11 protein-coding genes are annotated in these 11,988 nt (G+C 47.2%); 6 read left to right on the top strand and 5 right to left on the bottom strand.

From position 1 onward, the window contains the following. Positions 1 to 894 (top strand): phosphate ABC transporter permease PstA, encoded by an 894-nt coding sequence (gene pstA, locus QUA40_RS13320; RefSeq protein WP_333126300.1) that lies wholly within the window; start codon positions 1 to 3, stop codon positions 892 to 894. Between the two features lie 91 nt (positions 895 to 985). After that, positions 986 to 1,786: a phosphate ABC transporter ATP-binding protein PstB gene (gene pstB / locus QUA40_RS13325; RefSeq protein ID WP_333126303.1), complete on the top strand. Its 801-nt coding sequence runs from the start codon at positions 986 to 988 to the stop codon at positions 1,784 to 1,786. Between the two features lie 234 nt (positions 1,787 to 2,020). On the opposite strand, the gene QUA40_RS13330 is transcribed toward pstB, so the two are convergent. Next, positions 2,021 to 2,191, bottom strand: a complete 171-nt coding sequence (locus QUA40_RS13330; protein ID WP_190734295.1) for an NblA/ycf18 family protein — start codon at positions 2,189 to 2,191, stop codon at positions 2,021 to 2,023. A 228-nt stretch (positions 2,192 to 2,419) separates the two neighbouring features. On the opposite strand from QUA40_RS13330, the gene QUA40_RS13335 reads away from it, so the two are divergent. Beyond that, the gene (locus tag QUA40_RS13335) at positions 2,420 to 3,016 is read left to right on the top strand and encodes a phycobiliprotein lyase (RefSeq protein WP_333126306.1); all 597 of its coding nucleotides are present in this window, start codon (positions 2,420 to 2,422) and stop codon (positions 3,014 to 3,016) included. A gap of 271 nt (positions 3,017 to 3,287) precedes the next feature. Further along, a complete protein-coding gene (locus QUA40_RS13340; protein ID WP_333126309.1) occupies positions 3,288 to 4,046 on the top strand; it encodes a phycobilisome rod-core linker polypeptide in 759 nt (252 codons plus the stop codon). Positions 4,047 to 4,417: 371 nt separating this feature from the next. On the opposite strand, the gene QUA40_RS13345 is transcribed toward QUA40_RS13340, so the two are convergent. After that, entirely contained in the window at positions 4,418 to 5,383 is a 966-nt protein-coding gene (locus QUA40_RS13345; RefSeq protein ID WP_333126312.1) for an RluA family pseudouridine synthase, read from the bottom strand. A gap of 195 nt (positions 5,384 to 5,578) precedes the next feature. After that, positions 5,579 to 7,027 carry a RecQ family ATP-dependent DNA helicase gene (locus tag QUA40_RS13350; RefSeq protein WP_333126314.1) on the bottom strand — a complete coding sequence of 483 codons (1,449 nt, stop codon included), beginning with the start codon at positions 7,025 to 7,027 and terminating at the stop codon, positions 5,579 to 5,581. Positions 7,028 to 7,196: 169 nt separating this feature from the next. Between QUA40_RS13350 and QUA40_RS13355 the strand changes: the two genes are divergently transcribed. Then, the gene (locus QUA40_RS13355; protein WP_333126317.1) at positions 7,197 to 8,027 is read left to right on the top strand and encodes a phytanoyl-CoA dioxygenase family protein; all 831 of its coding nucleotides are present in this window, start codon (positions 7,197 to 7,199) and stop codon (positions 8,025 to 8,027) included. Between the two features lie 235 nt (positions 8,028 to 8,262). On the opposite strand, the gene QUA40_RS13360 is transcribed toward QUA40_RS13355, so the two are convergent. Further along, complete coding sequence (locus tag QUA40_RS13360) at positions 8,263 to 8,643, bottom strand: hypothetical protein (protein ID WP_190745204.1); 381 nt, start codon at positions 8,641 to 8,643, stop codon at positions 8,263 to 8,265. A 483-nt stretch (positions 8,644 to 9,126) separates the two neighbouring features. On the opposite strand from QUA40_RS13360, the gene QUA40_RS13365 reads away from it, so the two are divergent. Further along, on the top strand, positions 9,127 to 9,681 hold the full coding sequence (locus QUA40_RS13365) for a M23 family metallopeptidase (protein ID WP_333126358.1): 555 nt from the start codon (positions 9,127 to 9,129) through the stop codon (positions 9,679 to 9,681). 153 nt (positions 9,682 to 9,834) lie between these two features. On the opposite strand, the gene ftsH is transcribed toward QUA40_RS13365, so the two are convergent. Next, complete coding sequence (ftsH, locus tag QUA40_RS13370; protein ID WP_333126362.1) at positions 9,835 to 11,769, bottom strand: ATP-dependent zinc metalloprotease FtsH; 1,935 nt, start codon at positions 11,767 to 11,769, stop codon at positions 9,835 to 9,837. Positions 11,770 to 11,988: the final 219 nt, after the last annotated feature.

Consider the following 11,988-nt stretch of genomic DNA (forward strand, 5'->3'; position numbering starts at 1 on the left):
ATGTCAAATAGCGTCTCAGATGAGAATCCTTTGGGATCGAAAATAGGAAGTTTGAAGAAGGTTAAAAACAGCCCACAAGCGCTGTTTAGTCTGGGTATGACTGTAGTGAGTGGAGCGGCTTTGGCAATCACTCTGCTACCTTTGTTTGCAGTGCTTTCCTACGTCACAGTACAAGGTTTCAATCGCCTAAATTTAGACTTGTTTACCAAGCTGCCACCGCCACCCGGACTATCGGGAGGCGGTATTGCTAATGCAATTCTCGGTACATTGATGACCGTAGGAATTGCTTCTTTAATTGCTGTTCCTTTTGGTGTATTGGCAGCCGTTTATTTGTCGGAATTTAGCAAAGGCCAAGTAGCACGCTGGGTACGCTTTGCTACTAATGTCCTCAGCGGCGTTCCTTCGATTATTGCTGGGGTATTTGCCTACGGTTTGTTCGTGGTAAATATGGGAGGTTTTTCGGCAATTGCAGGCGGCGCGGCGCTTGCCGTGCTGATGTTGCCGACGATTGTGCGGACTACTGACGAAGCTCTACAAATCGTCCCGCAAGATATTAGATGGGCGTCGGTTGGTGTGGGTGCTTCTAATTATCAAACCGTGCTGCAGGTGGTTTTGCCTGCGGCAATTCCGGCTATTTTAACGGGTGTGACTCTGGCAATTGCTCGCGCTGCTGGAGAAACTGCTCCTTTGATTTTCACGGCGCTGAATTCGCCTTTTTGGCCGGCAGGATTTGATAAGCCAACTCCGAGTCTTTCGGTTTTGGTGTACAACTTTGCAACCGTTCCTTTTAAGGCCCAGAAAGAATTGGCTTGGGCTGCATCTTTGATTTTGGTGATTATGGTTTTATTGACGAGTATTCTTTCTCGCTGGGCTACTCACAAAAAAGTGTATTAAAGGGTGAGTTTTAAAAAGGCATTCATGCACTTATGGTGAAGGCCGAATCTAACCCAGGTTTTGAGTAAAATTTCAGAGGATTGTTACCTGTATGATGATGGATTTAGACAAGCAAACGGAAACAGTTTTACGGACTGAAAATATCAATATTTTTTACGGCGCTTTTCACGCGGTTAAAAATGTTTCAATGGAGATTCCTAAAAATCGCATTACTGCCTTGATTGGGCCGTCTGGCTGCGGTAAAAGTACAATTCTGCGATGTTTTAACCGCCTCAACGATTTAGTTAGCGGTTTTCGTTTAGAGGGTAGAATTGATTACCACGGTCAAAATCTTTACGATTCTGATATTGATGCTGTGGCGGTGCGCCGCAAGATTGGGATGGTGTTTCAAAAGCCTAATCCTTTCCCGAAGTCGATTTATGACAATATTGCTTACGGTGCGAGGGTGAACAATTATAAGGGGGATATGGATGAGCTGGTGGAAAAATCGCTCAGCCAAGCTTATTTGTGGGATGAGGTGAAGGATAAGTTGAAGCAAAGCGGTTTTTCTCTTTCGGGTGGCCAGCAGCAGCGTTTGTGTATTGCTAGGGCGATCGCGATTAATCCTGATGTAGTGTTAATGGATGAACCTTGCGCTTCTCTGGACCCGATTTCTACGATTAAGATTGAGGAGTTGATGCGGGAACTCAAGGAGAAGTATACGATTGTGATCGTTACTCACAATATGCAGCAGGCTTCTCGGGTTTCTGACCTGACTGCTTTTTTCAATGCTAAACTTTCTGACGATGGGAAGCGGTTTGGCTATCTTGTGGAGTGTGATAAGACTGAGGTAATTTTCCAAAGTCCAAAGGAAGAGTCTACTTTAGATTATGTGAGCGGCCGTTTTGGTTGAGTCCCCGACAGATTGAAACAATCGGGCTACACAAACTGTCGTCCCTCTCGCTTGAGACTAAAAACATTTAATTTGCTGAGTATGGTAGCGACAAAAAAAACTGCGTAAAACTTTTGTGAATTTAGAATCCCGCTTTCTTGGAGAAAGCGGGATTTTGGATTTTATAATTAAAAGCTCGATCGTACTTTTTGCAGATACAAGCCACTGATTTTTGTGAAGAAATGCTTGAGGGGTTCACATATTCTTCATCCAATGCTTGAACAGGTTTTCTTTAACCATGTTTTGCCGCATAACTTCGAGCAAGTATTCCTGAGCTTGGTCTTGGCTTAACCTTTTGACTTCTTCGCGCAGCACTTGAAGTTTGAACTGCTGTTCCATGCTGAGGCTGGTTGTAGGCATATCCATAAATCGCTCCTCCAGTTTGCTGAGATTGATGCGAAATTGATCGGAATGATGTTTCGCAGGATTTGTTGTGTCTCCTACATTGTAAACTATCATAACATTCGCTTGACAATATGTCCAAAGTAGACATTTTGAAACTAATTTGTGTCGCAAAAGTACATCAAAGTGGGGGGAGCCTTATCATAAAAAGGCGTAAACACCGGGAAGCCTAAGCCAAAGGAGCTAGTTCGTATGGATGCAATGGAGTTTTTTCAAAGCAGTGCTGGGGAGTGGCGTTCTCAGCGCAGCACTCACCACCTCGCTTTCCGCCAAGCGGAGATTGGGGATTCAAATATTCAGGTAACGGCGCTGGGTGCGGATGACGCGCGAGTCGCGGAGATTTGCAAGATGCACGAAGTCGATCCGAGCCGGGCTGCTGGGGGGGCTTTTGTGACTTGGCACGGCTCAATGGCGTGGGATAAGGATGATGAGAATCACAAGGGATCTACGGTGTTCGCGATCGTCCCCGATCCTGAAAATCCCCGGCAGGGTTTGATGTTGCGCGAACGCGGCTATGCGGAAATTGTGCCGGTGGCTGGCCGTTTTGAGATGGATGACGAGGATGCGCTGCTGCTGATTACGGAATACGAGACGATGAGTTCGATCGAGCGTTTCTGGTTTCCTAATCCGAACGTGCGGATGCGGACGAGTAGCGTAAAGCGCTTTGGCGGTTTCAGCACTTCGACTTTTTGCACCGAAATTCGGGTGCAACCAGACTCGGATGCAACATCAGAAGCAGCAGCAGATCAAGTACCCGCCAGCGAGTTTTATTCGGCTCTGGGCTGGTAATTTGGCTGTTGGCTGTTGGCTGTTGGCTGTTGACTGTTACTGCTGACTGCTGACTGCTGACTGCTGACTGCTGACTGCCCACTGACAACAGTCAACTGCCCACTGCCCACTGACAACAGTCAACAAATGTTACAGATTGTTGCAAAAATTCAGGAAAATCAGATTTAGATTGCGGGAATCCCCTAATCTGTATGTTGGTTAGTTGTATCCGTTATGCTGGCAGCTCACGGTGTCAACTATTTCTAAAATTTGAGATAACGGAGATTTTAACGTGGCGCTACCTTTGTTAAGCTACGCCCCCAAGAGCCAAAACCAGCGCGTTGCTGGTTTTGAAGTGGGGAGCGACGAGAAGCCCAGAATTTTCACAACTGAAAATGTGCTCTCGTCTGGAGACATGGAAAATTTGATTTGGGCTGGATATCGCCAGATTTACAGCGAACACCAAATCCTCAAGAGCAACCGCCAAAAGTCTTTGGAGTCGCAACTCAAGTTCGGCCAAATTACTGTGCGGGACTTTATTCGCGGTTTGGCGACTTCTTCTCCTTTCCTAGAGCGGAATTACCAAACTAACAGCAACTATCGGTTTGTGGAAATGTGCGTGCAGCGCATTTTGGGCCGGGATGTGTACAGCGAGCGCGAAAAGATTGCTTGGTCGATCGTGGTAGCCAATAAGGGGCCTCAAGGCTTTATTGACGAGTTGGTCAATAGCGATGAGTACCTGGATAAGTTCGGCTACGATACCGTACCTTACCAGCAGCGCCGAATTTTGCCTCAGCGAGTTGGAGGGGACACTCCTTTCAACTTGAAAACGCCCCGCTACGGTGAGTACCACCGTTCGCAGCTTGGCTTCCCGCAAATCATCTGGCAGACTGGCGTGCGCCGTTTTGTTCCTCAAGAACAGCAGGCGAAGGCTGGCGATCCGTCCAACTATTTGGGTATGGCACGCAATATGCCCCTGCCTGCTACTCCGCCGCAGCGCGTGTCTCTAGCTAATATCAATATCGACACGATGGTTCCCCGTCGCCGGTAATTGATGCTGTCTGATGCAATTATTTGTGTCGGGCGAGCGACTGAATCGATCGGCTTTTAGGCTGAGAGAGTTTTGAGTCTTGAGTTTTGAGGTTTGAGTTTTTTGATAAACTTGGAATCCAAAACTCGGGACTCATAATTTTTTGGAAAGAAGTTCGGCAACCAGCAATCTACAGGATTTAACCGATAAATATTAGACTTGAATATAAGCCCTTCTTCGCTCTCCTATCTTTAAATGTATCTGCGTACATCTGTTTTCATCTGCGGTTGCCATCTTACATCAAAGATTTAGGCAAGAATTTTAATCAAGAAAAAAGGAAGGGGAAAAAATGTTTATAGTAAAGACTTTACCAGTGTTAACTGCCCAAGATATCAAGCGTGAGAGCGCAATCGCAATATTTTTAGCAGGGTGTTGAATTGATCGGGCAAAGGTGCGATCGCCTCTATTAATTCTCCGGTTACGGGATGCTGCAATGTCAGCCGCCATGCGTGGAGGGCTTGTCCTGTTAAATTGACCCCGATAGAACGGTTGGAACTGTACATCGGGTCGCCGACAATGGGATGTTTTATTTCCGCTGTATGCACGCGAATTTGATGAGTGCGGCCGGTTTCTAATTGATAGTGCATTAAGCAATAGTTGCCGATTCTTTCTTTGATTGTCCAGTGAGTAACTGCGGGGCGACCGCCTTTTTCTACTGGTACTACTGCCATTTTTTTGCGGTCTGTGGGATGCCGGCCGATGGGTAAGTCTATTGTGCCTGTTTCGGTGTTGGGAGCCCCGTAAACTATGCCTAAATATTCGCGGCGGGCGGTTTTGGTTTTGAGTTGGGCTTGCAGGTGTTGGTGGGCGATGTCGGTTTTGGCGATCGCGATCGCACCTGTTGTATCTTTGTCTAATCTGTGCACGATTCCCGGCCGCTGAACTCCGCCTATTTCTGCTAGGGGACAGTGGGCTAAGAGGGCGTTGACTAATGTACCGTCTGCGTGTCCGGCGGCTGGATGGACGACTAATCCGGCTGGTTTGTTGATAATAATTAGGCTGTCGTCTTCGTAGAGAATGTCGAGGGGAATTGCTTCAGGCTGCAACTTTGTGGACTGGGTTTCGGGTAAAGTGAGGTGGATGCGATCGCCCGTTTTTACTGATATTTTTTTCGAGGTGCAGGTTTCGTCGTTGACTTTGACGTTGCCTTGTGATATGAGGCTTTGGATTCGCGATCGGGATAAGTCCGGTATCTGGTTTGACAGCCAAATATCTAATCGCTGATTGACATTACTGCGATCGAATTCCTCTGTATTTTCTACTGTGTAAATCTGTGCCGCAGTGTCTGTTTCTATCATTTACTTTTTACTATTTTTTGCCAAGTGTGTAAAGCAAATATCTTCATCATAACATCTGTGAGTTAGTTCGCGATCGCACGGGTAGCAAGAAACCAGTTTTTTTCACAGCAATACTTCGTTTCTGCCCGCAGATGGGGTAAAAAACCCGGTTTATTTGGTCGGAGTGGTTAAGTCGTTTGAGTATAATCGTCAATTCTATCGACAATTATCGCAGTGGCCGCAGCGCATTGATTTAGCTTCCTTGGCAAACCCAAAAGCTTGCAGCAAAAATTGCCACCTGCACTCGCGATGTTTGAGATATTTTGCCATTTCTTCCGCTGCGGAAAAATTTAATTTTTCCGCTTTTTGCTGGGGAGATTTATTGATCGCATAATTAAAAGGATCTTGCCATGTTAATTGTCCGCTGCTGTGCAAAATTGAAAGGGCGATCGCACTTTCGGGAAATTCGCGGGAAACTGCTTCTATATCGCCTTTAAGTGGCAGTTTTTTAGCTAATTGCTGAGCTTCTCGGTATTGCGAGCGCAATTTATCTTGAAAAAATTCCTTTCTTTGTTTATCTTCGGGATAAAGCAAACCCGTCGGTTCGCTAATCAATGTCAGGGCGATCGCCGATTTGCCGTCACGTCCGCCTCTACCAATTTCCTGAATGTATTCCGATAATACCAAAGGTGCTTGAAAGTGAACAACCCACCGGACATCTGGCTTGTTAATTCCCATACCGAATGCTGAGGTACAAGTCACAAATTTAAGCTCATTGTTCAGCCAAGCTTTTTCTATTTTTCTTCGTGATTCTGGACTTAAACCTGCATGATATGCTGCTGTTTCATAACCAGCATCTTCCAACAAATCCGCCAAGTTCTCGCTATATTTTCTAGTGCGGACATAGACTAAACCTGCTTGTTTTGGTCGAGCTTTAATAAAAGTTAATAACTGCTGTTTGCGTCCTCTCGGCGTCCAGACTGTTTGCACTTGCAGGTGCAGGTTAGAACGGTAGGGACTTAGCAGAAAGGCTTCGGGTTTTTGCAGTTGCAAGACATTTTTTATTGTCTGCTGTGCTTCCGGGTTGGCGGTAGCGGTGAAAGCTGCGATCGCAATTTTACTATTTGCTGGTTTAGCTTTCAACAAAGCAGGCCGCACTGCGCCCAAACGGCGGTAAGCTGGTCGAAAAGTATCGCCCCACTGCACTAAACAGTGAGCTTCATCTAATATTAAACCGTTGATTTGGATGTGTGGCTGACTGATAATTTCCCAAACTGGTTTGCTGAGTAATGTTTCGGGAGACAGGTACAGCAATCTTAATTTGTTTTGTTGCAGCGATTGCATAGTTTGTCGGCGCTGCGCTGTTGGCAATTGACTGTGGAGGAGGGAAGCGGGGAGATTGCGGTCGCGCAATTCTTGCACTTGATTTTCCATCAGTGCGACTAACGGCGAAACTACCAACGTTAAGCCTGTTTGTAACAAAGCTGGCAGTTGAAAGCAGATTGATTTGCCACCACCTGTCGGCATAATTATAATTGTATCTTTTCCTGCTAATAAACTACCGACGATTTCTCCTTGGGGTGGTCGAAAGTCGTCGTATCCCCATATTTTTTGGAAGGCAGCGCGGGCTTGATTTAATGATGTTGGTTCTGGTTGGTATTTCATTTGATTTATCCCCAAATTAGACGTAATGTGAGCAGTGCGTGCCCTACATAATTAAATTTTGTGTAAGTCCTGATGTACCAATAAACCGGGTGGTTGGTTTCATAGTATGCAAGTATCGAGCAGAATAAGTGTTAATTTAATAACAGTTAATAATTTTACTTTTGGAATTATGAACGCAAGCACGTTAAGCGAAGTTTTCAGCTATCGGCAAAAGACTTGTGATCTTTTGGATACCGCAGGTCTAGCAGAAGCAGTGCATGAAGATGGTTTTGCGCTGATTCCTGGTGTACTCAGTCCGTCGGAGGTGGCGCAAACCAAGGAAGCACTGGATCGCCTGCAACCCTTCGGACTCGATGGTAGCAGTTGGAGTGAATTGAACCAGCATTTTAAATGCGTTTTTAATCGCGATCGGCTGTGGCTTTCCTATGCCGATCGACCGGGTATAATTGAGTTAGCCGAAGCATTAATGGGCAGCGATTGCCATATTATCGGCATGACTGCGTGGAAAAGCGGGCCCGGTTATGATGGTTGGCGTGTCCACGTCGATCAGGTGTTTGTGCCCGTGCCCGAAAGCGTGTTTGCCGTTAGCGCAGCCCTCGGAGAGGATCGCACTTTTCAACTGCCAGTATGGATTTGTACAGCCCATTTCTATCTCAGCGACATCGCAGAAGACCTCTGTCCTACCTACATTATTCCTGGTAGTCACAAATCTGGTCGAAAACCAGAACGCGGGGAAGAAACTTGGAACGGACACTCCCCAGAACCAGTTTTGTGCAAAGCAGGAGATGTGCTGTTTTTCCGCAGTGAAATTTGGCACTCCGGCGGCAAAAATACGACAACAGATGGAACTCGCTACTTACTGCAAGTGCATTATTCCCACCGCAACATCGCCCAGAAATTTTCGCCTTGGCCGTGGCAGTTTAACCCCGAAATTATCGCTACTGCTACAGAACGGCAACTGCGGCTTTTAGGCAAACATCCTGAGTCAAATTACGGTTGAAATATATGATGAATTTGGAAAATTAAATTGCCTTCATTGCCTCGCCATAACAGGCAATTATCTGCGTTTATCTGCCTAGCATCGGCGGTTGACCGGCTCTATCAAAGATTTATGTAATTGCTCGTCTATTTTAGATTTTGAGTTTTGGATTTGAGACGATCGTTTATTCTAGAACCCTGCGAATCCCCGAATATCCTCAGCAATCCAAAATCCAAAATCCAAAATCTAAAATCGCCTAAGATTGAGCGTCACGGCGGCCGAGCTCGTACACGCCGCCGCCAATACAGGCGATCGTACCCATAGATACCGCCCAACCAGTACCCAGAGAAAATTCTACGCCCCAATTACACAATCCGCCCGCAATCAAAAACGGCACAATGCTCAACAGCGAAGCGTAAAAGGCATTTTGAGCTTCTCTGGCTTGGCGGGTTCTTTCAAACTCCGCTTCCGAGGTGTAGAGGGATCTCTCAGCAAAATTCATCCAGCGGTTGAGTTGCAGGATTACCCATTCTGTGAGGGGCGACAGACCCCAATACAGGGCCAAAGACCACAAGGACGCACCGGCGATCGCAGTTGCGTCTATGGCAAAACTAAAGGGAAAAATTTCAGTAAGCATTGCTTGATGTTTGTGATGAATTTGAGATTTTGGATAACATCCAAAATCCCCGAACTTAACTATAGTGTCAAGCAAAAGCTCGATCGAATTCAACCGCAGCACGAATTCCTCGGCAAATTTTTTTTATCACCCCTGGGCATTTACCCGGAAGCCTTGACACGGGTTTTGGATGGAGTAAGATACACGTTGTTGATAAACTGATTCGCGATCGCGGGTAGAGCTCAAAGCCAATCTTGCAGCGAATTGGCATAACTTAACATCTTGCACCTCAGAAACGGGATCTGGGGCCCGTTCCACAAAGAATGATTTTTTTGTGGGGTGGGCCGGAAAGCCCGCCCCTGAAAGCTTGATTGACAAAGGTGCAAGATGTGAGCCTAACAGACAACGCACACTCACACACACATTTAACTTTGAGCCGTGAAAAAAATCCTGCAAGACTCTAGAGGCCCACTGACGGCAAAACGCTTTTTTCGTCTCAGACAGATGCTGTTGCTGGCACTTTCGATCGGCATTGTGTTGATCAGCCCTTATTTACAGCAGCAGGTGGTCAAAGCTCAGTCAGGCTTACCAAGCAGAGTAGCGACGGGTAATTTGTGGCAAGAAGCTTCTTTTCCAGTCGAAAACTTTGAAACATACACTTCCGCCTTCGGCCCCCGTGGCGGGGATTTTCATTACGGTTTGGACATGGCGGCCCCGGAAGGCAGCTATATCCGCAATTGGTGGGGTGGCCAAATTGTGGAAGTTTGGGAAGATGGCCGATGCGGTACTGGTATGGTGGTGCGATCGGGAGATTGGGAACACATCTACTGTCACCTCCGAGGCCGAGTGCTAACGGCTAACGGCGGGCGTTATTATACCGATCGCGAAGGTACCTTGCAAATTTGGCAAGGTCAAACAGTGCCTGCGGGTGCGAGAATTGCCAGAGTTGGGATGACCGGCCGCACGAGTGGGCCTCACTTGCACTGGGGATTGAAGTACGGCGGCCGCTGGGTAGACCCGGCTTTGGTACTCCGGGAAATGTACGCACAACAATCTTAATTAGTCATTAGTTAGTAGTCCTTAGTCATTAGTGAGTAGTCATTTTTATTGGTTTGTAGTAAGGAATAAAGTCCTTATTTTTTCGATAATTAGGAATACAGTCCTCACTACAATTGAATAACTAATGACTAATGACTAATGACTAATGACTCTTTACGTTGGTGCCAACTCTTTTTTGGTCAACTCGGTGTACCGCTCGACAATTTGGCGGAATTCATCGCCGTCGAGCGTTTCTTCATCCAACAGCACTTCAACAAGCTTGTCTACCAAAGCGCGGTTTTCGCGGATAATTCGGCGAGCTTCTTCGTAGCAGTTAAAGGCAATTTCCCGGACTTGGCGATCGATCTTGATTGCCATTTCTTCGGAATACTCCGCTCGCGAATTCCAGTTCTGGCCCAAAAACACCTCATTGTTCGGACTTTCCAAAGCCACAGGCCCCAAATCCGACATTCCATAAAGCGTTACCATCTCCCTCGCGAGACTGCTAACAGCTTTGATATCGCCGCTGGCACCCATAGTTACTTCAGCATCGCCGTAAATTTCAGCCTCTGTCGCCCGTCCCCCCAAGGCTACTGTAATCTGGCTTAACAGCCAAGCTCGACTCCTCAAACCTTCACTATCGAGCATTTCGTCGTCGAGGGAAAACTTAGCAAAGCCTGCGATGCCGCCAGAACGCGGAATAATCGTTACTTTTTCAAGTGGATCGGCATTTTTGAGCATGGTCGCGACTAGGGCGTGTCCGACTTCGTGGTATGCTACTATCCACTTTTTCTTGCTGTCCAGCAGCGGGTTGAGCGTCAGCCCGATCGTGATCCTGTCGAGCGCGTCGTAAACTTCTAAGTTGCTAATAGTGTCTTTGCGACGCCGCGCGGTGAGAATTGCTGCTTCGTTGAGCAAGTTTGCCAAGTCAGCGCCGGAAAAGCCGGGAGTGCGACGGGCGATCGTGTCTAGGGCAACTTCTGGGTCGAGTTTTTTGTTGCGCGCGTGAACTTGCAAAATCCCTAAACGCCCTTTGTAACTGGGTAAATCTACCGTTACTTGGCGATCGAACCTGCCTGGCCGCAGCAGGGCGGTATCGAGTACGTCGGGCCGGTTAGTAGCTGCAATCACAATCACGCCACTGTTACCCTCAAAGCCATCCATTTCTGTCAGCAACTGGTTGAGAGTTTGTTCGCGTTCGTCGTTGCCGCCACCGATACCAGCGCCGCGCTGCCTTCCTACGGCGTCTATTTCGTCGATGAAGACGATGCAGGGCGAATTTTCTTTAGCTTTCTTGAACAAGTCGCGGACGCGGGAGGCGCCGACTCCGACGAACATTTCGACAAATTCGGAACCGGAGATGCTGAAGAAGGGGACGGCTGCTTCGCCTGCGATGGCTTTTGCCAGCATTGTTTTGCCGGTTCCTGGAGGCCCGATTAACAGAACTCCTCGGGGAATTTTGGCGCCGATGGCGTTGAAGCGTTCGGGTTTTTTGAGGAAGGTTACGACTTCTTGCAGTTCTTCTTTAGCTTCTTCGATGCCTGCTACGTCGTCGAACATCACGCCGGTTTTGGCTTCCATTTGGAAACGGGCTCTGGATTTGCCGAAGTTCATGGCATTTCCTTGAGATTGGGTCGATCGGCGCAGGATTGCCATCAACACTGCCAACACAGCAAAAATCACTAGCAAGTTTACTACTAAACTGACTGCGGCGGCGTTGTCGGCTGTTTGTTTGACTTCAAAGTCAATCTTTTTGGCGCGGATTTGCGAGTACAGTTCTCGGTTGTTGTAGTCGAACAGACTAACTGATTGGGTTTGATCGCTTTTTTGATTTTTTAGCCTAACCTTGGCAGTTTTTTGAGTTTCGTCTACTTCGATTTTACTGACTTGGCCTTTTTCTATGTTGTCGATCAGTTGGCTGTAACTCATGGTGTTTGGCGTGCTCTCGGCAAACACCGGGGTCGAGAGCAATATTCCTTGAGAAATCACCAAACTGCCCAGGATGCGCCAAAGATTCCGTCCTGGAATTGATTTTTTATGATTCTGGCTCGATTTGTCTTTGTTTACAGCTAGATGCCCCAGCCATGCGTGTTTCCAAGAATTTTTCATATTGCTTTGCCGCTTGTTGAATACTGCCAAGATTGACCGCTTGTGGTTTGCTACGTTCATTTATTTTAACAAGATGGCGGGTGTTGAATGGGTTGATCTCTCGCGGGGATCTTAAGATGCCCCTCAAAATAGTGGCTTGTGAACGAGCCGAGTCTGTTTTCCTTGACCGGGCTTATGATCACTCACCCCTCCTACCCATAACCTTCTGTTCTTCCTTCT

Origin of the sequence: Microcoleus sp. Pol11C3 (genome assembly GCF_036701485.1) — a bacterium.
Classification (GTDB): Bacteria; Cyanobacteriota; Cyanobacteriia; order Cyanobacteriales; family Microcoleaceae; genus Microcoleus.